Origin of the sequence: Agrococcus sp. TF02-05 (assembly GCF_017565345.1) — a bacterium.
Taxonomy (GTDB): Bacteria; Actinomycetota; Actinomycetes; order Actinomycetales; family Microbacteriaceae; genus Agrococcus; species Agrococcus pavilionensis.
Map to the genome: position 1 here is coordinate 180,361 of NZ_JAGEKO010000004.1, position 20,251 is coordinate 200,611.

17 protein-coding genes are annotated in these 20,251 nt (G+C 65.7%); 11 read left to right on the forward strand and 6 right to left on the reverse strand.

Features of this window, described 5'->3' with window-relative positions; genetic code table 11:
- The first annotated feature begins 247 nt into the window (after window positions 1–247).
- Both JQT67_RS04720 and JQT67_RS04725 read left to right on the forward strand, forming a co-directional pair.
- Window positions 248–1,525 carry a glycosyltransferase gene (locus tag JQT67_RS04720; RefSeq protein WP_208063729.1) on the forward strand — a complete coding sequence of 426 codons (1,278 nt, stop codon included), beginning with the start codon at window positions 248–250 and terminating at the stop codon, window positions 1,523–1,525.
- Window positions 1,513–2,805 carry an O-antigen ligase gene (locus tag JQT67_RS04725; RefSeq protein WP_208063730.1) on the forward strand — a complete coding sequence of 431 codons (1,293 nt, stop codon included), beginning with the start codon at window positions 1,513–1,515 and terminating at the stop codon, window positions 2,803–2,805. Before JQT67_RS04720 ends, JQT67_RS04725 begins: the two co-directional genes overlap by 13 nt.
- 27 nt (window positions 2,806–2,832) lie before the next feature.
- Here JQT67_RS04725 and JQT67_RS04730 read toward each other — a convergent pair whose 3' ends face one another.
- Window positions 2,833–4,059: a glycosyltransferase gene (locus JQT67_RS04730; protein ID WP_208063731.1), complete on the reverse strand. Its 1,227-nt coding sequence runs from the start codon at window positions 4,057–4,059 to the stop codon at window positions 2,833–2,835.
- A 159-nt stretch (window positions 4,060–4,218) separates the two neighbouring features.
- Between JQT67_RS04730 and wecB the strand changes: the two genes are divergently transcribed.
- The gene (wecB, locus tag JQT67_RS04735; protein ID WP_208063732.1) at window positions 4,219–5,280 is read left to right on the forward strand and encodes a non-hydrolyzing UDP-N-acetylglucosamine 2-epimerase; all 1,062 of its coding nucleotides are present in this window, start codon (window positions 4,219–4,221) and stop codon (window positions 5,278–5,280) included.
- An 8-nt stretch (window positions 5,281–5,288) separates the two neighbouring features.
- On the opposite strand, the gene JQT67_RS04740 is transcribed toward wecB, so the two are convergent.
- The gene (locus JQT67_RS04740) at window positions 5,289–6,566 is read right to left on the reverse strand and encodes an oligosaccharide flippase family protein (protein ID WP_208063733.1); all 1,278 of its coding nucleotides are present in this window, start codon (window positions 6,564–6,566) and stop codon (window positions 5,289–5,291) included.
- A 150-nt stretch (window positions 6,567–6,716) separates the two neighbouring features.
- Between JQT67_RS04740 and JQT67_RS04745 the strand changes: the two genes are divergently transcribed.
- Genes JQT67_RS04745 through JQT67_RS04760 form a run of 4 tightly spaced genes read left to right on the forward strand, consistent with a single transcriptional unit; the run spans window position 6,717 to window position 10,734 of the window.
- Window positions 6,717–7,316 (forward strand): acyltransferase, encoded by a 600-nt coding sequence (locus tag JQT67_RS04745; protein ID WP_208063734.1) that lies wholly within the window; start codon window positions 6,717–6,719, stop codon window positions 7,314–7,316.
- Entirely contained in the window at window positions 7,309–8,406 is a 1,098-nt protein-coding gene (locus JQT67_RS04750) for a DegT/DnrJ/EryC1/StrS aminotransferase family protein (protein ID WP_208063735.1), read from the forward strand. Before JQT67_RS04745 ends, JQT67_RS04750 begins: the two co-directional genes overlap by 8 nt.
- Complete coding sequence (locus tag JQT67_RS04755) at window positions 8,406–9,401, forward strand: Gfo/Idh/MocA family protein (protein ID WP_208063736.1); 996 nt, start codon at window positions 8,406–8,408, stop codon at window positions 9,399–9,401. Before JQT67_RS04750 ends, JQT67_RS04755 begins: the two co-directional genes overlap by 1 nt.
- A 28-nt stretch (window positions 9,402–9,429) precedes the next feature.
- Complete coding sequence (locus tag JQT67_RS04760) at window positions 9,430–10,734, forward strand: nucleotide sugar dehydrogenase (RefSeq protein WP_208063737.1); 1,305 nt, start codon at window positions 9,430–9,432, stop codon at window positions 10,732–10,734.
- 24 nt (window positions 10,735–10,758) lie between these two features.
- Here JQT67_RS04760 and JQT67_RS04765 read toward each other — a convergent pair whose 3' ends face one another.
- From JQT67_RS04765 to JQT67_RS04775, 3 genes are all read right to left on the reverse strand, one after another.
- Window positions 10,759–11,634, reverse strand: coding sequence for a hypothetical protein (locus tag JQT67_RS04765; RefSeq protein ID WP_208063738.1), 876 nt, complete (start codon window positions 11,632–11,634; stop codon window positions 10,759–10,761).
- Window positions 11,634–13,049, reverse strand: a complete 1,416-nt coding sequence (locus JQT67_RS04770; RefSeq protein ID WP_208063739.1) for a polysaccharide biosynthesis tyrosine autokinase — start codon at window positions 13,047–13,049, stop codon at window positions 11,634–11,636. Before JQT67_RS04770 ends, JQT67_RS04765 begins: the two co-directional genes overlap by 1 nt.
- A 78-nt stretch (window positions 13,050–13,127) precedes the next feature.
- Window positions 13,128–13,796, reverse strand: coding sequence for a hypothetical protein (locus JQT67_RS04775; protein WP_208063740.1), 669 nt, complete (start codon window positions 13,794–13,796; stop codon window positions 13,128–13,130).
- 67 nt (window positions 13,797–13,863) lie between these two features.
- On the opposite strand from JQT67_RS04775, the gene JQT67_RS04780 reads away from it, so the two are divergent.
- The 4 genes from JQT67_RS04780 (at window position 13,864) to JQT67_RS04795 (ending at window position 18,884) form a co-directional block, all read left to right on the forward strand.
- Complete coding sequence (locus JQT67_RS04780) at window positions 13,864–16,005, forward strand: acyltransferase family protein (RefSeq protein ID WP_243755656.1); 2,142 nt, start codon at window positions 13,864–13,866, stop codon at window positions 16,003–16,005.
- A gap of 189 nt (window positions 16,006–16,194) precedes the next feature.
- Entirely contained in the window at window positions 16,195–17,157 is a 963-nt protein-coding gene (locus JQT67_RS04785) for a hypothetical protein (protein WP_208063742.1), read from the forward strand.
- Between the two features lie 69 nt (window positions 17,158–17,226).
- The gene (gene galE / locus JQT67_RS04790; RefSeq protein ID WP_208063743.1) at window positions 17,227–18,237 is read left to right on the forward strand and encodes a UDP-glucose 4-epimerase GalE; all 1,011 of its coding nucleotides are present in this window, start codon (window positions 17,227–17,229) and stop codon (window positions 18,235–18,237) included.
- A 38-nt stretch (window positions 18,238–18,275) separates the two neighbouring features.
- Window positions 18,276–18,884 (forward strand): NADPH-dependent FMN reductase, encoded by a 609-nt coding sequence (locus JQT67_RS04795; RefSeq protein WP_208063744.1) that lies wholly within the window; start codon window positions 18,276–18,278, stop codon window positions 18,882–18,884.
- A gap of 4 nt (window positions 18,885–18,888) precedes the next feature.
- On the opposite strand, the gene JQT67_RS04800 is transcribed toward JQT67_RS04795, so the two are convergent.
- Window positions 18,889–20,151, reverse strand: coding sequence for a glycosyltransferase (locus JQT67_RS04800; protein WP_208063745.1), 1,263 nt, complete (start codon window positions 20,149–20,151; stop codon window positions 18,889–18,891).
- Window positions 20,152–20,251: the final 100 nt, after the last annotated feature.

Genomic DNA, 20,251 nt, shown 5'->3' on the forward strand with positions numbered 1-20,251 from the left:
AGAGACCCGAGCGGCGCAGGCACGGCGTTCGCGCGCTCAAGAGCCTCGCGGTTCCTCATAAGGGGGGCGCTCTTGAAGCTCTGCGCGCTCAGACCGACAGACCGCCACTCCTCGTCCGCTGCGTAAGCGGCGCTCATCGACCGCGGAAGCGATTAGGAGACACCGTGACTGATCAATGGCCGCAGGCGACAGCACTGTCCGAGGCGAACCGGTGCGTGTTCGGGAGCCGGCTGCGAAAGCCCCAAGCATGATCCATGACCGATCCAGCGTCAGGCGCCGTTCCGGCAGCCGCGCTTCTCTCCGCGCGAAGCGCATCGCGCTCGGGGTCACAGTTGACTTTCAACTCCGCTACCACGACGGGTTACCTGAGCTGCTTGCGGAGCGCGGCTGGGAGGTGCACCTAATCAGCTCTCCGGGACCGTGGCTCGCTCGCTACGGTGACGCCCCAAACATCCACACCCATCCGATCGCGATGGCGCGCAGCCCGAAGCTCGTCGCAGATCTGCGGGCGCTTCTCGAATGGGTGGCGGTCCTGAAGAAGATTCGACCAGCTGTTACCTTGCTCGGTACTCCGAAAGCGGGTTTGGTGGGCAACATGGCCGCAAGGTTCGCTGGCGTCCCGCACCGCCTGTATGAACTACACGGACTGCGCCTGGAAGGCGCAAGCGGCATCGCTCGCGTCGCACTCGGGGTGCTCGAGCGACTGACGACTCTCTTCGCGACTCGAGTGATCGCGGTCGGCCCATCGCTCGCCACAGCGGCTACCCGGGCGCGGGTGGTCCGCCCGGAGAAGATCGCGGTCCTTGGCGCCGGCAGTCCCAACGGCGTTCCGGTAATCGAGTTGGCCGAGCGCGCATCCGATGCGAACGCGATTGCTGCAGTACGACTGCGACACGACATCAGAATCGACGAGACCGTCATCGTGTACGTCGGCCGACTCGCGCGCGACAAGGGGGTTGACGTCCTGCTTCGCGCCACCCGGGCCTCAGCGGCTTGCGTCGGGCCACTGCACGTACTGCTCGTAGGGCCAGTGGACGATGAACACGCGGCGAGCCATGCCAGCGGAGGATCCGTTGATGGGCATCGCGTGACCCTAGTGGGCCAGGTCCAGGACGTCGCGCCGTACCTGGGCGTCGGCACGGTGTTCTGCTTGCCTAGCCGCCGCGAAGGCCTACCTACGGTCGTCTTAGAGGCTTTCGCTTCTCGGATTCCCGTCGTGGCGACTCGCGCCACGGGCATCGTGGACCTGGTATCGCACGAAAGAACCGGCCTCATCGGCAACATCGACGACGCAACCACGTTCGCTGAGAACATAGTTCGGCTGGTCGATAGCCCGGAGTTACGCGAAAAACTGACAAGCGCTGCGTACTCCTTGGTCGCGTCGCAATTCGAATCATCCGCAGTGCGCCAGCGGTACGTCGAGCACCTCGAGCATCTGGCCGAGGATCCGGCACCCTCCAGCGCCGGAGGGACAGGCGACTCGACGGATGATATTCGGGAAGGCCCCGGGGTATGGTCGGGCTGACCTCGACGTCGTTCCTGCACGCTGACACTAAGCGCGCCCCGGCCGCCGGGCTGGTTGTGTTGGCGATGCTCACGGGCTTGGCGCTCAATCATTCCGCAGTAGTCGCCGGCATCAATCTATCTGCCGCCGATCCATTCCTCATCCTCCTCATAACCGCCTTGGCGCTATCCGGGACGCTGTTCGTCCCGCGCGCAGTTGCCATCTTCTTCTGCTTCTTAGCAGGCAGCACTACGCTCGCCGCCACCTTCATCACACCTTCAACGTTCGGCGTGGTACCGGATGCGACCGCGATCATTGCCGACCTTGTCAAGCTTGCCGTCTGCTTCGCGTATCTCGCGTGCGGAGTAAGCCTCGCCCTCGCGGGCATCCACACTGAGGCTCTTAAGTGGTTCGCCGTTGGGGCGGTCGTAGTAGCAGCTCTCGGGATAGCGATGGAGGCGAGCGGTATCCGCATCTTGGGCGACGCTACCTACTACGCTGGCGTTCGCTACAAGGGACTGATGGTCGATCCGAACTATTGGGCGGTTCTCTCAGCAGCGGCAGTTGCCTATTTTGCGCGCTCGGCAGCGTTCCCTGCCAGGATCCGAATCGCGGCGATAGCGATCCTCGGGCTCGCAATCTTGCTTTCTGGTTCAAAGACTGGCCTTATCGTACTTGTGGTCTTCTTCCTGCTCTTCGCGATCGAACTGAGTTTTCGCGCACGCAATAAGGCGGCGGCAGTACTGCTAACTGCAGGAGCGCTAGCCTTGGCAATGTTCTGGCAACCCATACTTGCGGCCGTGACGGACCTGGTGCGAAGCTTCGTCGAAGCAATACCGCAACTGAGCCGGGTCATTGTCCTCCTCGAAGACCCTATTGGGGCCATCGCGGAGGATGGTTCCGGACGGTTCGATACGTGGGCATCAAGCATCGAAATCGTACAGGCGTCGCCGATTCTTGGCGTAGGGGCGGGGTCGTACTCCAAGGTGAGCACAGAGCTCTTCGGCCGCGGCACTCTCGCGCACAACACATATCTACAGATGGCAGCGGAATGGGGCTTACTACTCGCCGTGGTGTTCTTCGCGTGGCTGTTCCTCGTCCTCGCGCGCGCCTCTTCCGACGGCTGGAAGGAATCTCCTTCGAGCGATACGCTCGTGCTGCGAGACATGACCTTCGTTTTCTTAGTCGGTTCGATCTCCCTGTCGCTCAACAATGCTCGAATGTTCTGGTTTTTCCTTGGGATGCTGCTGGTGGCATCAGCCCTGTCTCGTCGGCAACCGCCGCGCATCGCCGCGACCTGAGCGCTCATGGAACGAGCGCATCCACCGCTAAAGCGCTTCAAGCGCCTCTCGGAAACGATCGCTTTGAGCCAGTCGCGTGAATTGCTCAGACGCAGTTGCGGGCGGGGCGACCACGCAGCCAGTCGTAGCTTTCTCGGACGCGCGCTCTCGCAAATAGGCGGCGATCAGGCGCGCTTCGTTGCTGACCAGTCCAAGCTGGTGAGCTCGTACCAGGTGGGCAGCCGCGCCGGTCTCGAGACCCAGCATTAGGACCGGTCGTCTCGCTCCGATGTACTCGAACAATTTCCCGCTGAGGACGCCGGCCTCCCGGGGGTCGTTCCAGAGCAGAAGAAGCAGGAGATCAGCTTCCGCCTGGAGCCTTAGCGATTCGGCATGCTCGACCTGACCATGCACGAAGACGCTTTCCTCGACCCCGTAACGGGCCGCGGCCAACGAAACCTCGTCGAGGTTTCGGCCGTAGAAATCAACTCGCACATGAACCCCTGCGTCCTCCTCTTGGAGGATTCGGATCGCTTCGAACAACGCCGAAGGATCGCGCCGCCCTGGGTAGATGGCGCCGCAGTAGACGATCCGCAGGGCGGTGCCGGACGGCTCATAGGAGAAGGTCTCGAACTCGCGCGGTTCGAAGCCATTCATCACGGTGACCGACGGGACGCCAAACTTCGACTCCAAGTCGCCGACCATAGGCGCACTTACCCCGGCGAGCAACGCGGCCCGCGTGACGAGCCGTTCCTCGACCCAGGTATCGATGAAACGCCGCACCGGACCGTGCTCATAGTAGGGTCCCGTCGCTAGCAGATCCCGGTAGTCGACGACGAGCGCCGCGTCGCGCGCTCGAGCGATCGCGGCGCCGAGGAGCAATGCACTGAACGGACCGACACTTGCGACCACGATGTCGAACTCCGCCAGCGCCCGATGCTTTCGATAGGCGCGAACTGCCCAGGGGAAGAAGACATCTGGCCACACCAGCCGCTTCACCACTGACTTAGTTCGACGAACCCAACGTCCACTTGTTCCTGATGGACGTGTAGACGCGTCGAGTGAAGCTCGGGACGCGGCGGCCAGGGGGTCGGCAATTCGATGCACCACGACGTCAGGGCGGGGGGAGAACGTGGATCCCACAGTGACCGGTTCCCTAGCGACAACCTGAACTTCGTGCCCCGCGTCAGCCCAGTGCTCAGCGAACTTGGCGATTCGCAACGCAGCGATCGCATTCTCAGGCGGAAAAAACGGACAAACGAGCAGAATGCGCAAACGTACTCCCTAGAAGCAGCAAGAGGGTTCGGGCCGTTGGCCTCAACCGCTAGGCCCAGCGTAGCGGGGGCGGCGCGGCGCCCCCGGGAAGCCACTCGCGGGCGCGGCAGCCCATGCTCGACTGGGGGCACCAACAAGACCCGGCGGTAGAGTGAGCACATGAAGATCGTTAGCGTCGTGGGCGCACGCCCCCAGTTCGTGAAACTCGCCCCGATCGCTCATGCCGCTGCAGTCGCCGGTGTGGAGCACGCGATCGTTCATACCGGACAGCACTACGACCCGTTGCTGTCGGACGTGTTCTTCGAGGATCTGGACATTCCAGCGCCGGACGTGCACCTGGGCATAGGGAGCGGATCACACGGCTACCAAACCGGCCGCATGCTTGAGCGCATGGATGGCGTACTCACCGCGCAAGAACCGGATTGGGTTCTGGTGTACGGGGACACCAACTCTACGCTCGCGGCCGCGTTAAGCGCGGTGAAGATGCACATCCCAGTTGCCCACTTGGAAGCTGGGCTTCGCAGTTTCAACCGCAGGATGCCGGAGGAACACAATCGTGTTCTGACAGACCACGCCTCGGATTTACTCCTGGCGCCGACTCAGCTAGCGATGCAGAACCTTGAGCGGGAGGGCCTGGCAGCCCGTTCGGTTCTCGTTGGCGATGTTATGACCGACGTCCTATTGCACGTGCGAGACGGACAGTTGAACAAGCCCTCCTCGTTGAACGCTTCGATCGGCGCGACGCCAGGCGACCACTACGTAGCGACCATACACCGAGCGGAGAACACGGACAATCCATCCCGGCTCCGCTTGATCCTAAGTGCGCTCGCATCACTCGACAAGCCCGTGGTTCTACTGGCGCATCCGCGCCTCCTATCCAAGGCTACCGAGCACAACATCGTGCTGGATGAAGGCGCAGTGATTGTACACGCACCGCTAGCTTATCCAGATCTCGTCTCTGCGGTCCAGCACAGTGCCGGCGTTATCACCGATTCAGGAGGACTGCAGAAGGAAGCCTTCCTACTGAGAGTTCCTTGCACAACGGTTCGGACTGAAACCGAATGGCGAGAGACTGTGGAAACTGGCTGGAACGTTCTTGCCAACACCGAGGAGGAGATCGTCGCGGGCGCATGCCGCGCCCGTCCAGTGGAGACGACGCGCGCGCCGTACGGCGACGGCCACGCAGCGAAGTACGCGATCCGTGCAATTCTGAGTCGCTAGCACCGCCATTAAGCGTCGTCGTCGCCTGTCGCCTGACGCGCATCACGTCGGCGGACTAGCGAAAAGCCCAGCAGCCACGTGAGTGCGTAGGTAATCGTGAGACTCGAGTACACCGCCCACACTGCGGGCACTAGCTCCAGGTCGAGCGTCGCTACCGCGACGACTGCAAGAGCCATGAGACCGACCCTCAGCGCGTCAATGATCGCATTCGCAGCCGATTCCTGGAGCAGGAGCAAGTAGCGGGTCAATGGGCTCGCGAGCAGCCGTACCCCTGACGTGACTGCAAGCACCTGAACGATGACCCCCGCGGTCCTCCATTGCTCCCCCAGGATCCATGGGATGACTGCGCCGCCTAGCAGGCCGAAGCCCACCGCCACCAACGCACCCAGTCCACCGAGCAGAGCACTCAGGCGTAGATATCCAGGCAGAAGCGGCGCATTACCGTCTCGGATTCGCTTTGAAATCTCGGCGTCGATCACTTGACTAAGGGCCGCCCCAACGAGCGCAAGAGGCAAAACGACGACGCGCTCAGCCATGCCGAGTTGCCCCCCTGCCTCGAGCCCGAACCAGAAGGTGAGAAACAAGAGAGGGAGCTGCAGTCCCAGCGCATTTAGGAGCGCGGATGGCGCAAACATCACCGGGAAGCGCCAGTACTCTCGCCAGACCCGACCCAGACTCGAGAGCCTCGGAAGGCGAAGATACTCGCGTGTGCGCGGAATGAGTGACCCAAGCCCGGCAGCACTACCGGCTACGGTGCCCGCCACCAGTCCGTAGGTGCTCGCCGGTGTGAACGCTAGCGCGAGCTGGACACCAGCTGTGGCGATTGCCCGCCACAATGTCCGCTTGGCGACAAGACCGTATTCCTGCTTGCGAAGCGCCAATTGGCTTAGGACTGCGAACGCTCCGGCCAGCACCACTGATAACGCTGTCAGCATTGGAATCGCGCGCGATCCTGCATAGTCAGCCGCGAAAACATCTGGAATGGCAAGGAGGACGAATCCATACAGTGACGCAATGATCGTCACCGCGAGGAGCGCGTTCCAAACGAGTGCTCGAACACGCTCGTCGTCGTCGGGGAGCATCGCAGCGGTCTCGAATCGAAGCGTGGCAGCCGGCGCTACTAGCGTGGTCAAGGCGAGGACGACCGCCAGGAAGCCGAAGTCGTCCGGCGAGTACAGTCTTGACAGAAACGGCAACGCAGCGAGAGCGACCACCTGCGCCGCAAGCCCGCCTGAGAGCACAAAGGCGAAACCTCGACCCGCACTGCCGAGTCGTAGTCGCGCCATGCTCAGCCTCCATCTTCGCTGCATCGATTTCGTCGCGTGGCTCAAGCATTCAGGGCCCTCACTCGGGCGACGAACTGCACTCGCGAAGCACCGCCCGCTCCTGCGGGATCGGAGGCAGCGCGACAGCGCCCAGCGTCTAGAGTAGAACAGATGCAGCCACTACCTCCCGCGCGGGTGCTTCCAAGCGCAGACGTTGATGAACGAGCCGTCCTCGGTGAGGGCACCACGGTCTGGCACCTTGCGCAAGTTCGGGAGTATGCGCAGATCGGCCGCGAGTGCGTGGTCGGCCGATCCGCTTACGTGGGGAGCGGCGTGGTCGTCGGAGACCGCTGCAAGATCCAAAACCTCGCACTCGTCTACGAGCCTGCCGAGCTGCAAGACGGCGTGTTTATTGGCCCTGGCGCCGTCCTCACCAACGACTTGCACCCGAGGGCAATAAATGCGGACGGATCAGCAAAAGCCGCGACCGATTGGACGGCGGTCGGCGTGCTTGTGAAGCGGGGCGCCGCGATCGGTGCCCGTGCCGTGTGCGTCGCGCCGGTGACAGTCGGCGCCTGGGCTACCGTGGCGGCCGGCGCGGTCGTCACGCGCGATGTGCCGGACTTCGCTCTCGTTGCTGGTGTGCCCGCGCGACAAGTTGGCTGGGTAGGGCCGGCGGGCCGCAAGCTCGAACGGCGCGGCGACCTTTACGTGTGCCCCGTGACTAGCGACGAGTTCATCGAGACCGAAGGAGTACTCTCACGTGCCTGACTTGATCCCAGCAGCAAGGCCGATCGTCGGAGACGAGGAACGCGAAGCCGTCGACCGGGTCATGCGCTCTGGCATGATCGCACAGGGGCCTGAGGTCGCTTCGTTTGAGGCAGAGTTCGGCGCCGCGCTCGTGAGGGGTCGCGCATCCGTCGCGGTCAACTCCGGGACCGCCGGTCTACACCTCGGCCTCCTCGCAGCCGGGGTTGGACCGGGCGACGAAGTGATAGTGCCCTCGTTCACCTTCGCCGCGACTGGCAACTCGGTGGCGCTCACCGGTGCGACACCTGTTTTCGCCGATATTGAGCTCGATACGTTCTCATTGGATCCAGAGGCCGTCGAAGCCGCGATCACGGCGCGCACTAAGGCCATCATGCCGGTGCACCTCTATGGACACCCGGCACGCGTTCGAGAGCTTCAATCGATCGCGCAGCGCCACGGGCTGATGCTGTTCGAAGATGCCGCCCAAGCACACGGAGCAAGCCTAGGAGGCCAACCGGTCGGGACGTTCGGTACCTTCGCGATGTTCAGCCTCTACCCTACGAAGAACATGACGAGCGGCGAGGGCGGCATGGTCGTCGTCGACAACGACGAGATGGCGCGCTCCGTGCGACTTCTCCGCAACCAAGGCATGGAGCGCCAGTACGCGAACGAGGTAGTCGGGTTCAACGCCCGCATGACCGACATCCACGCTGCAATCGGACGGGTGCAGCTGACGAAGCTGGCGGCGTGGACGCTGCAGCGTCGGGCCAATGCGGCCCGCCTCGACCGTGACCTTGTCGGAGTCCAAACACCGATGGTGGCGGAGGGTGCCACGCACGTGTATCACCAGTACACGGTTCGCGTCGACGACGATCGCGACGGTTTCTCAAGGGCGCTCCTCGACGAGCACGGGATCGGAAACGGCGTTTACTATCCCATACCGAACCATCGCCTTGACTCGCTCGCGCCGTACGCGAGAGGCCTGCATCTCCCTAACACCGAAACGGCAGCGGCCACGGTGCTGTCGCTTCCAGTGCATCCGTCGCTCACTGAGGGCGACCTAGACCGCATCGTGGAGGCGGTTAACGTTGTCGCTAGAGCTGGCGCCTGATGGCAGCGCTGCGGGCAGGCCTAATCGGACTCGGCATGATGGGCAGGCATCATGCCCGCGTGTTGCGCGAGCTGGAGGGAGTGCAGCTGGTCGCCGTAGCGGACGCGCTGGGTGACCCACACGGTGCCGGGAGCGGACTTCCCGTGCTCTCGGGAGTCGAGGAGCTGATCGAGCTCGGCGTTGATATGGCTGTCGTCGCGGTTCCGACACAGTTCCACGAAGAGGTCGCGCTACGGCTAGCCGACGCCGGCGTGCACGCGCTCGTCGAGAAGCCCATCGCCCACACTGTTGAAGCAGGGATGCGGATGCGCGATGCGTTCGCAGCAGCGGGCCTGGTCGGTGCGGTTGGGCACATCGAGCGCTTCAACCCTGCTCTTCAGCAGCTCCGCAAGCGGATCCAGAACGGCGAACTCGGGTCCGTCTACCAGATAGCTACACGGCGTCAAGGGCCCTTCCCCGCCCGCATCGCCGATGTCGGAGTCGGCAAAGACCTGGCATCGCACGACATCGACCTCACGGCATGGATCGCGGGTAGCTCATACGCCCGGGTCTCGGGCCAGACCGCAATGAAATCAGGGCGTCCGCATGAGGACATGGTGCTGGTCAGCGGCAAGCTCAAGAACGGAGTCAACGTCAATCATGTCGTCAACTGGCTGAGCCCCATGAAGGAACGGCTGACCACCGTCACGGGCGAGAAAGGCACCTTCGTTGCAGACACCATGACTGGCGACCTCACGTTCTACGCCAACGGCACGGTCGACGTCGAATGGGAGTCGATCTCGTCATTCCGCGGAGTCTCGGAAGGCGACGTCACTCGCTTCGCCTTCGCGAAGCGAGAGCCGCTGCGCGTCGAGCACGAGGCATTCCGCGATGCGGTCCTCGGGTTGGACAGCGACGTGGTGACCATGGAGCAAGGACTCCACACCCTCGAGATCGTCGAGGCGGCGCTGGAGTCGGCCCGCACCGGCGAGACCGTCTGCATCGAACAGCACTGAAAAACGACACGAGAGAACTTAAAGTAGCATGCGCATCGCAGTCATCGCCCTCGGGAAGATTGGCCTCCCCCTCGCCGTACAGTTCGCCGATGCAGGCCACGAGGTCGTCGGCATAGACGTTGACCAGCGCGCCGTTGCGCTGATCAACGACGGCGTCGAGCCGTTCCCCGGCGAGGCGCAACTGCAGGAGAAGCTCGCAGCCGCGGTTGCGGATGGCCGCCTTCGCGCGACCACGGACTACGCAGACGGGGTGCCGAATGCTGACGCGATCGTGCTCGTGGTGCCGCTGTTCGTTGACGACGCCTCCTGGGAACCCGACTTCGGCTGGATGGACGCTGCGACCACGTCGCTCGCGCAGCACCTGACACCCGGCACGCTCGTTTCCTACGAGACAACTCTGCCCGTAGGCACGACGCGAACGCGATGGAAGCCGATGCTCGAAGAGATCTCGGGCTTGACCGAGGGCAAGGATTTCCACCTCGTCTTCTCTCCGGAACGGGTGCTCACGGGTCGCGTCTTCCAAGATCTGCGCCGCTACCCCAAGCTCATCGGCGGCCTCTCCGCCGCTGGTGCGGAGCGCGCACGCGAGTTCTACGAGGCGGTCCTTTCGTTCGATCAGCGCGCGGATCTTCCCCGAGCGAATGGCGTGTGGGATCTCGGCAGTGCCGAAGCTGCCGAGATGGCGAAGCTCGCCGAGACGACCTATCGTGACGTCAATATCGGCCTCGCGAACCAGTTCGCCGTGTACGCCGACTCGATCGGCGTGGACGTCTACCAGGTGATCGAAGCGTGCAACTCACAGCCGTACAGCCACATCCACCGGCCCGGGATCGCAGTCGGCGGCCACTGCATCCCGGTGTACCCGCGACTGTACCTTTCGACCGACGCGGACGCCGAGATCGTGCGCATCGCTCGCAAGTTCAACGCATCGATGCCTGAGCGCCTCGTCGACCGCGCGGCATCCACGCTTGGCGGGCTCGAGGGTATGCGAGCAGCGGTTCTGGGCGCAGCCTACCGCGGCGGCGTCAAGGAGACCGCGTTCTCCGGCGTCTTCGCCACCGCGGAGGCGCTACGGAATGCCGGAGCCTCGGTGCGCGTACACGATCCCATGTACTCCGACGAAGAGCTGTCTCGGCTCGGTTTCGAGGCCTACGCGGTGGGCGACGACGTGGATCTCGCTATCATCCAAACCGATCACGCCGACTACCGCACGATAGCGCCGGCTGACCTCCCGGGCATCAAGCTGCTTGTCGACGGGCGCAACGTCTCAGACGCCGCGCGGTGGAAGGGCACCCCGCGGATCGTCCTCGGCAAGGGGCAGGCGACGGACTGACACGAGATTCGCTGTCGCGCGCCTTCAGAGCGCAACAATTTCGAGCGCGTCCCCGACCCAGGCCCACACTTGGCCTGCCGCTCCCTCGCTCACCGCGACAGGGGAATCGATCGGGATCGCAGTACATGCGGACTGCAGCGCGCCGGCGCGAATGAGGCCGACGGTCATGCCCTCGCATCCCTCCGCACTACGCAGCGCTACGGCCACGCCGCCCTCAGCGGGACCGATTGCCGTGACCGCTTGCGCGACAGGCACCCAGCCACCGCTGGAGGTGCGAGCCTGAGCGACGCCGGCGCAGAGCACCACGCCTCCCCCACTGGCCGTCACCGCCTGCGGGTCCTCGCACGGAGCATCGATCGACGTACCGTCAAGCATCACAACGCCCTGCGCGGTCACATAGCTACCCAGCGCTTGGTCCGGCGCGAGCTCCCACCCGAGCCCGCCCGAGAACGTTCGCTGCACAGTGGGCTCGCACGCGGCATCCGCCACAACCACGAACCCGCGGCTGCCGTCCGCGTTTCGTTCAAGTGCCAGTACGGGTCCAGCCAGCGCGAGGGTGCTCGGCGTCCACGTCTCCCCAGCGTCAGTCGTCATCTCTACGGCACCCGGCTGACCACAAGCGCCCGACTCCGCTCGCCATGCGTCCGTGCCAGACACAGCGCTGAGCAGTCGTGAGACAGTCGGCGCGCCAGACTCCGTCGGCTGCGGCTCGGTCGAGGACGACTCGGATGCTGGCAGTGGTCGCTGCGATCCGGTCGGCAGCGGTGTGGACTCGAACACGTCGTGCGCTCGCAACGCAAGAGCGATGAGGATCACGTCGACGACAAGGAGCACGGCGATCGCGATCACCCCGAGCGCCAGCCGGCGCCCGTTCGCCCGATCCCCGAACAGCGCGAACATCACCGCACCTTGGGCAACGCCAGGCGCTTCGCCTTCCGCTCCTGCTCCTTGCGCTCGGAGTATCCGTAGTGGCCATATCCGTAGTGGCCATAGCCGTAGGCATCGGCACCGCGCGTCGGGACCATCGTCAGCACGACTCCGCCGACCTGCGAGTCGACGGTGTCGAGCAACTGCACGGCTGTCTCGAGCTGGTGCTTCGTCGCCTTGCCGGCAGACGCGACGAGTACGACGCTCTCGACGTGCTTGGACAGCACGGCGGCGTCGGTGACGGGCAGCAGCGGCGGAGCGTCGAACAGGACCCAGTCGAACTCCGCCTGTAGTTCCTTGAGCAACGTTGCCATGGCCTTGGATCCGAGGAGCTCAGACGGGTTTGGCGGGATCTGTCCTGCCGGCAACACGTAGAGCGACTTCGTGCCCCATTGCTGCACCGCGTCCACGAGATCGGCCCGGCCGATGAGCACGTCGGTGAGCCCTACGCCGCCGTCGATATTCATGTAGTCGGCGACCTTGGGCTTGCGGAGATCGGCGTCAACCAATATGACCGTCTGACCGGCGTCGGCCATCGCGATGGCGAGGTTGGCCGTCGTCGTGCTCTTACCTTCGCCTGGCGTCGCAGACGTGACGACAAGCGAGCGGGAATCGTCATCTACCTCGATGAACTGCAGGTTCGTGCGGAGCGTGCGGAACGATTCGGAGCGCGGGCTCAACGGATCGACGTGCACGATGAGCGGGCGTTGCTTCGCCTTCGGGTCGAAGGCGATTGCGCCAAGCATCGGAGCGTCCGTGACCGCGCGCACGTCGCGCTCGTTGCGGATCCGGGTGTCGAGAACTTCACGCAGGAGGGAGAAGCCCACCGCGAGCGCGAGGCCGATGAGCCCGCCTAGCACGATGTTTACGGTCGTGCGCGGACTGATCGGCGATGTCGGCACTGAGGCACGCTCCACCACCGCCAGTTGCACGGGGCTGGTCTGGTCTGGCCTGGCCTCGATTGCCGCGACCGTCTCGGAGAGACTCGCTGCCGTTGCATCGGCCAACGCTGCCGCTTCAGCTGGATCGTCGCCCGTGGCCGAAATCTCGATGATGGTGGTCTCGGGAACGGTCGCCGCGCTGACGCGCGGGTCAAGCGAGGAATATGGCTCCTCGAGTTCGAGTGCCTCGATGACGCCGTCGAGTACACGCTGCGAGTCCACGAGGTTCGCATAGGTCGCCACGCGGGACAGCGTAAAGGTGTTTCCCTGCGCGAGCTCCGCAGTCGTCTCCCCGGCCTGCAGCGACACGAACACCTGCGTCGACGAGGAGTAAACCGGCTTCTGCAACAGCGAGGCGACAGCGCCGGCCCCGACACCAACGAGGGTCGCCGCGACGAGGAGCACCCAGTATTTCCGGATGATCCGGATGTAATCCGACAGCTCCAACTTGACTCCCCGTGCGTATCGCGGCACGCCAAAGAGATGCGGTGCGCCGCAAACATCCTGTCACACGTAGCGCCCCGCTCAGCGCCCGCCTGCGAGCGCGCGCAGTCCCCATGCGATACGAGTCACGTGCCGGTCTACTGCGTCGGCCGAGCGCCGGTACACCTCAGGCTCGAGCCGGTAAGGATCCTCAACGTCGAGCTCGTCCGGCGACTCGGGCGTCGGCATCAAACCGCGCACGGTAGCCGCTGCGTCGACGACGCGGCGCATGAAGGCGGCGAACCCGTCCTCATTGAGAGGCGCGATCGACGATTCGACCCCGCCCGCCGCGAGCGCCTCTACGATGCGGGCGAACTCGATGAGCGTGAACGAGCGTCGATTGGCGCGCGGCACCAAGCTGGCCGCCGCTGCACGGTGCTCGCGCGCCATACCGATGACGAGATCCGCCTCCTCCACGAGCGGCTCACGCATGCGGCGCGCACGGTGAGCGGCACTGTCGGGGATACCAAGGCGCATGGCTTCCGCGAGGGCGAACTTGTCCATCGGGTCGTCGTCGAACGCCTTCGTCCCGGCGCTCGAGACTCGCAGCGCCGGGATATCGGTACGTTCAAAGGCCCTCGGGATCCGCGCGCGCAGGAGTTGCTCGGCTTGGGGCGAGCGGCACAGATTGCCGGAGCAAACCGTCAGGATGCGGAAGATCCCGTCGTTTCGCGTCGCTGTTGTCCTCGAGCTCTGACTTGGGAGCGGCATGCACCAACGGTATCGGCGAAGACACCGGAGCGCCCGGTCAGCACCGCTGCATCTTTGCCTCACCGCTATGCTTCTTGCCAGGGGATCTCCAAGACCGTTGACTTCGGTGAGCACGCCCTTTCTTCCACCCCCTGGAGCGACAGCCTTGACCAACTCGCGCGCGCGTTCTAGCGCTGCTCAGTTCCCGCCCATCGCGTCCGTGCCACACGCCGTAGGACACCGCGCCCGCTCCGCCAATCGGTTCCGGAGCGACATACAAGGTTTGCGTGCGATCGCGGTAGTCGCTGTTGTCGCCTATCACTCCGGCGTGGCTGGGTTGAGCGGCGGGTACGCGGGGGTTGACGTCTTCTTCGTCATTTCGGGCTTCCTGATCACCACGCACCTCGCCGGAAGCATCAAGGACCGGTCTCTTCGACTGCGCCATTTCTATGCGCGTCGAGTTCGACGCCTTATGCCTGCCTCCATCACCGTCCTGCTCGTTTCCGTAGTGCTCGGCTACTTAGTCACCGCACCACTCGACCGTCAAGGGGTGCTGCAGGATGCCGCCGCGACTGCTCTATATATGCCGAACATCCTTTTTGCGGTACAGGGAACCGACTACCTGGCGGGAAACGCCCCATCTCTATTCCAACACTATTGGTCGCTCGGCCTAGAGGAACAGTTCTACCTGCTTTGGCCCATCCTGCTACTACTTGTGGCGAAGTTCGCCGGCAGGTCCCCTCGGACGCTTCTGATCGCCGTCGCTCTCGTCACTCTATCTTCTTTCGCGATCGGCGTATGGATGACGGAATGGCGTCAACCATTCGCGTTCTTCTTGTTGCCATCCAGAGCCTGGGAATTCGGCCTCGGCGCAATCGTTGGTCTTGCTGTTCTGCAGTGGCCAGCCCTGGCAAAGCGCTCCCGCCTCTGGACAATCGCGGGGTGGCTAGCGTGCCTCGGACTCGTGTTCGTTTTCCTGGTGTTCACTTCGACGACACCCTTTCCGTCGTGGCACGCAGCATTTCCCGCCGCTGCGACGGCTCTGCTTATTCTGGCAGGAACGTCGGATTCACCTAACGGCCCGGGCATGTTGCTAGCCACTCGGCCGCTCCAGTTCTTAGGCAAGATCTCGTACTCGCTTTACCTTGTGCACTGGCCGATCCTGCTGATCCCCCAGCTCGCGGTGGGGTGGCACAACCCCTTGCCCACCTGGTCGACTCTCACACTGGGGCTGGCCAGCGTTCCACTCGCATGGCTTTGCTGGCGCTTCGTCGAAGAGCCGGGGCGAAGCGAGAGCGGCTGGTGGGGCCGCTCGAACCGCAGGGCGCTCGGAGCTGCGATGAGCGTCGGCGCAGCCATCGCCCTCGTCGCAGCGCCACTCTCGCTGTCGCCTCGCATAGCAGACGTGCAGGCTGGACCTGCTGCGCCGACGACCGTGCTAAACCTCAATCCTGTCGGGACTCCGCACGTCCCGCTGAATCTTTCGCCGACTCTGACGGATACCCACGACGACGTCGCCGAGATCTATGCGAACGGCTGTCACCTGGACGTCACTCGAGCGGTCGCAGCAGATTGCTCTTACGGCTCGAACACGGACGCCCCTGTCGTAGCACTCTTCGGTGACTCCCACGCGGCTACTTGGTTCCCCGCACTCAACGAGCTCGCGACGCGCGGCCAGATCCAGCTCCTTGTCCACACGAAGAGCAGCTGCCCGTCGGCAAGCGTTGATGTGACGCTTCCCACTGGGGCGGACTACCCCGCATGCGACGCCTGGCGATCCGACGTCCTCAATAGACTTCAGGATATTGACCCGGATGTCATTGTCCTCGCGAATTTCACCTCGTTCTACCTGGGGTCATCTTCCGACTGGGAAGCCGGGCTGACTAGGACGATCGAAGAGGTGGGCGACGGCCGACGCGTCCTGGTTGTCGGGGACGTCCCGGAGCATGACTTCGATCCGGCCACTTGCTTGTCCCGTGAGACGCGACAAGCTCTTGACTGTGGCTCGCCGTTGTCTGACGCGGTTGACGTGCGCGCGGCCGAAATAGACCGCAGCGTAGCGGCCGCGACCGGTGCGTCATATCTTTCGATTGTGCCCTATCTCTGCTCGGACACCTGTCCTGCAATAATCGGCAATACAATCTTCTACCGCGATGAGCACCATCTCACCGCAACTTCGAGCCGTCTTTTCGCCCCGATCTTTCACGACGCGCTCGATTCTGCTGATTGACGTCGCCGAGCATGCTCGGAAGGACTATGAATCAATAGTCTCTGAGAGTTCTGGTTCTCGTGAACTCGTCGTGATCCGGGCGCTCGACATGACTGCATGCATCATGTGAAGCGGCACCCTCCTCGTAGCAGCGGCGATGGAGTGGCTAGTGTTGCGGTGTTCGTTGCTGATCACGAAGGGGGTCAACGCATGCCGCTCGAGAGGCAGCAGGGTTGGTCTATCGCCGGACTAGCTGCTGCGGCAATCTTCGCGGTCGGCTCGATCGCTGCGGTCTCGATAGCGAACGACCAACGGGCAGCACAGGCTCGCGACGCCGGCGGCTTGTCCGGCGTGCTGGACGGCCGCTATCGCGCAGCGCTCGCGGCAATCGCCGCCGCCGACTCTGCGCGCGCGCAGGCCGAGTGCGAGCTCGAAGCGAGGATCGTCGACGCGGTGCAGATCGAGGTGCGCGCCGCGACGGCGCTCGAGGCGGCCGCCGTCGTTGAGAACGCAGCACTGATCTTGCCGCGCGCTGCACGCATCGAATTCGAGTCGGTCCGCGTGGAAGCCATCGAGTCGCTGTCACCTGGCTTCACGACTGACGCGGACGCCGAGCTCGCTGCGCGCTACGTCGATGTCACCGACGTCGTTGCCGCGTGCCTCGCGGAGCGCGCGACGCCCGAGACGCCTGCGCCCAGCCCCCTCACCGAGGGAGCCGTCGCCGAAGCCGAAGCGCGCGCGGAGGCAGCGGTCGGTGAGCCCGAGCTCGACACCGCGCGGCTGGATGCACTCGATCAGACCGTGACGGCGCTCGCCGGACGGCTGCTCGAGGTGGCCGACGCTCGCGTCGCCGTCACCGGTCTCGAAGAGACGGACGCCGCCGTCGCGAGCGCCGCTCTCGCCATCCTCACCGCGACGACGAGCAGCACGACCCTCGACGCGCTCGAAGCCCTGACCGCGCACGCCCAAGCGGCCGTCGATGTCCCTGTGCGGCAGGTGCAGCCTGCTCCTCAACCGGATCCGGAGCCTGCCCCGGCGCCGAGGCCCCGGCCGGTCAACCCCGCCCCGCCCGCGCCGGAGCCCGAGCCGACGGCTGAGCCCGAGCCGCAGCCGACGCTGCCGGTCGAGCCCGGCAACGGTGACGGCGCGCCCGGCGAGCCGACTGAGCCGTAGTCCTCTCGGTTTAAGGGGACGATGCGCCGCCGCCCTAGGCTGGACGCGACCACCGACCCCAGGAGTGCCATGCGCGTGCTGCTCACCGGCGGAGCCGGCTTCATCGGCTCCCACACCGCGATCGCGCTCGTCGAGCACGGGCACGACGTCGTCATCCTCGACGACCTCTCGAACGCGAGCGAGGAGGCGGTGCGCCGCGCCGAGCGGCTCGCGGGCGCGGCCATGCCGCTCATCGTCGGCGACGCGGGCGACGCCGCGCTCGTCGGCCGCGTGCTCGCCGAGCACCGCATCGACGCCGTCATCCATTTCGCCGGGCTCAAGGCGGTCGGCGAGTCGGTCGAGCAGCCGCTCACCTACTACCGCGTCAACCTCGGCACCGCGATCGCGACCCTCGCGGCCATGGCGACCCACGGCATCCGCCGCTTCGTCTTCTCGTCGTCGGCGACCGTCTACGAGCAGCCGGGCGAGCTGCTGCGCGAGGACGCGCCCGTCGGCATCGACCTGCCCAACCCCTACGGCCGCACGAAGGCGATGATCGAGGCGATCATCGCTGACGCGGCCGCCGCCGACCCCGCGCTCGAGGCGGCGGTGCTGCGCTACTTCAACCCTGTAGGCGCGCACCCCTCGGGCGACATCGGCGAGGACCCGAAGGGCATCCCCAACAACCTCATGCCGTTCATCGCGCAGGTCGCCGCCGGCGAGCGCGAGCGGTTGCGCGTCTTCGGCGACGACTACGACACCGCCGACGGCACGGGCGTGCGCGACTACATCCACGTGCTCGACCTCGCCGAGGGGCACGTCGCCGCGCTCGAGGCGCTCGAGCCGGGCGTGCTGACGGTCAACCTCGGCACCGGCCGCGGCGCCTCGGTGCTCGAAGTGCTGCGCGCGTTCGAGCGCGCCGTCGGGCGCGAGCTGCCGTATGAGGTCGTCGCGCGGCGCACGGGCGACGCGGCCGTCTCGACCGCCGACCCGACGCTCGCGCACGAGCGGCTCGGCTGGCGCGCGACCCGCTCGCTCGACGACGCGGTGACGGATGCGTGGCGCTGGCAGGAGCGCAACCCGCGCGGCTACCGAGACTGACCCTCGACACTCCCAGCATCCGGGGCCATGCTGGCGCCATGGCTGAGACGTACCACCACGAACCCCCGTACACGATCGGCGTCATCTGCGGCAGCATCTCCGCGTCGTCGATCAACCGCCGGCTCGCCCGCGCGCTCATCAAGATCGCGCCCGACGACCTGCAGTGCTCGTTCATCGAGATCGACAAGCTCGACCTCTACGACCACGACCGCGACGGCGACTACCCGCCCGAGGCGCTCGAGCTCAAGCGGCAGATCACGCAGGCCGACGGCATCCTGATCGTCACGCCCGAGTACAACCGCTCGGTGCCGGGCGCGCTCAAGAACGCGATCGACTGGGCCTCGCGGCCCTACGGCGAGAACGCGCTGTCGCGGAAGCCCGTCGGCATCATCGGCACCTCTCCCGGCGCGATCGGCACCGCCGTCGGGCAGCAGCACCTCAAGACGATCATGTCGTTCTGCAACGCGCCGCTCATGAACGAGATCGAGGCGTACGTGCAGTACAAGGACGGGTTGGTCGACGACGACGACAACATCACGGTGGAGTCGACGAGGGAGTTCCTCTCGACCTACATGCGCGCGCTCGACGACTTCGTGCGGCGGGTGCTGACGGTGATCCCGAAGCCCGACGGGTCGACCGCCGCGTGAGCGCCTACCGGGCGGCGAGCAGCTCGTCGACGAGCTCCGCCGCCCGGTCGGCGCCCCCGAGCGCGGCGAGCTCGTCGGCGATCGCCGCGGCCCGTTCGCGGTAGCGCGGCCGGCGCAGCACCTCGCGCACCGCCTCGGCGATGCGCGCAGGCCGCGGCCTGCCGGTGCGCAGGTCGATGCCCGCGCCCGAGTAGCCGACGCGCGCCGCAACGTCCGGCTTATCGAGCGTGCCGCCGGCGACGACGAGCGGCACGCCGTGCGCGAGGCTCGCGAGCACCCCGCCCCAGCCGCCGTTCGTGACGACGACCGCCGTGTGTGGCAGCACCGCCTCGAACGGCAGCACGTCGACGAGCCGCGCGTTCTGCGGCACCGTCGCATCGACGCGGGCGCCAGCGGTCGTGCCGACGACGCGCACCTCGAGCGCTCCGAGCGCCTCGAGGCTCGGCAGCAGCAGCTCGTGCGGGTCGACGTCGAGCGTGCCCTGCGTGACGAGCACGACCGGCCGTGGCTCGAGCGCGAGCGTCTCGGCCCACGGCGGCGTCGGTGCGATCGGCGGCCCGGCGGGCACGAGCGCGCCGACGAAGCGCACCGACTCGGGCATGTCGCTGCGCGGGAACTCGAGCGACGCGCAGCCGGTCGCGAGCGTGAGCTGCGGCGAGAGCAGCGCCTCGTCGAACGGCAGCCCCGGCCCGAGGTCGAGCTCGTCGCGCACCGCCCGCAGCGCGGTGTCGAGCGGCGCGATGATGCGCGGCACGGCCGCGCGCAGCACCGTGTCGCGCAGCCGCCCCGCCCAGCTCGTCGCGGGCAGCAGCCCCATGCCCGGCGGCGGCAGGTCACGGCTCGGCACGGCGAGTGGCACGACCGACACCGCCACCCACGGCTTGTTGAGCACCTCGGCGGCGAGGCCGGAGCCGACCGCCATGGCGTCGCCGACGATCGCGTCGAAGCGATCGCGCCGGTGCAGTGCTTCGAGGTCGGCGACCTGGCCCGGCGCCGTGCCGATGAAGAGGTCGCGTAGGTTCGCGAGCATCCCGCGGTAGCCGGGCTGCCCGGCGCCGGGGAACGCCTCCGCGACCCGCTGGTCGTCGAAGTCGCGCGCCGCGCTCCACGTGACGGCCTGGCACCCGATGTCCGTGAATGCATCCGCGTACTTGGCCCCCGTGTAGGCCGACACCCGATGGCCGCGCGCGATGAGCGCGGCGGCGACCGCCGTCATCGGCCGCACGTGCCCCGCGAACGGCATCGCCGTCACCACCAGGTGTGCCACGGCGCCACGGTAAGCCTCGTGGGGCATGCCGCAGCCGCGGAACAGCGTCAGGATTGCCTCAGCCACTCGAGCGGGGAGGGTGCGCGAGGTACGTTCCAGG

Excerpts from the sequence above, each read along its gene's own strand:
- JQT67_RS04720 (WP_208063729.1), top strand. The coding sequence starts at position 248 with ATGATCCATGACCGATCCAGCGTCAGGCGCCGTTCCGGCAGCCGCGCT.
- JQT67_RS04725 (WP_208063730.1), top strand. The coding sequence starts at position 1,513 with ATGGTCGGGCTGACCTCGACGTCGTTCCTGCACGCTGACACTAAGCGC.
- wecB (WP_208063732.1), top strand. The coding sequence starts at position 4,219 with ATGAAGATCGTTAGCGTCGTGGGCGCACGCCCCCAGTTCGTGAAACTC.
- JQT67_RS04740 (WP_208063733.1), bottom strand. The coding sequence starts at position 6,566 with ATGGCGCGACTACGACTCGGCAGTGCGGGTCGAGGTTTCGCCTTTGTG.
- JQT67_RS04745 (WP_208063734.1), top strand. The coding sequence starts at position 6,717 with ATGCAGCCACTACCTCCCGCGCGGGTGCTTCCAAGCGCAGACGTTGAT.
- JQT67_RS04755 (WP_208063736.1), top strand. The coding sequence starts at position 8,406 with ATGGCAGCGCTGCGGGCAGGCCTAATCGGACTCGGCATGATGGGCAGG.
- JQT67_RS04760 (WP_208063737.1), top strand. The coding sequence starts at position 9,430 with ATGCGCATCGCAGTCATCGCCCTCGGGAAGATTGGCCTCCCCCTCGCC.
- JQT67_RS04765 (WP_208063738.1), bottom strand. The coding sequence starts at position 11,634 with ATGTTCGCGCTGTTCGGGGATCGGGCGAACGGGCGCCGGCTGGCGCTC.
- JQT67_RS04775 (WP_208063740.1), bottom strand. The coding sequence starts at position 13,796 with ATGCCGCTCCCAAGTCAGAGCTCGAGGACAACAGCGACGCGAAACGAC.
- JQT67_RS04780 (WP_243755656.1), top strand. The coding sequence starts at position 13,864 with ATGCTTCTTGCCAGGGGATCTCCAAGACCGTTGACTTCGGTGAGCACG.
- JQT67_RS04785 (WP_208063742.1), top strand. The coding sequence starts at position 16,195 with ATGCCGCTCGAGAGGCAGCAGGGTTGGTCTATCGCCGGACTAGCTGCT.
- galE (WP_208063743.1), top strand. The coding sequence starts at position 17,227 with ATGCGCGTGCTGCTCACCGGCGGAGCCGGCTTCATCGGCTCCCACACC.
- JQT67_RS04795 (WP_208063744.1), top strand. The coding sequence starts at position 18,276 with ATGGCTGAGACGTACCACCACGAACCCCCGTACACGATCGGCGTCATC.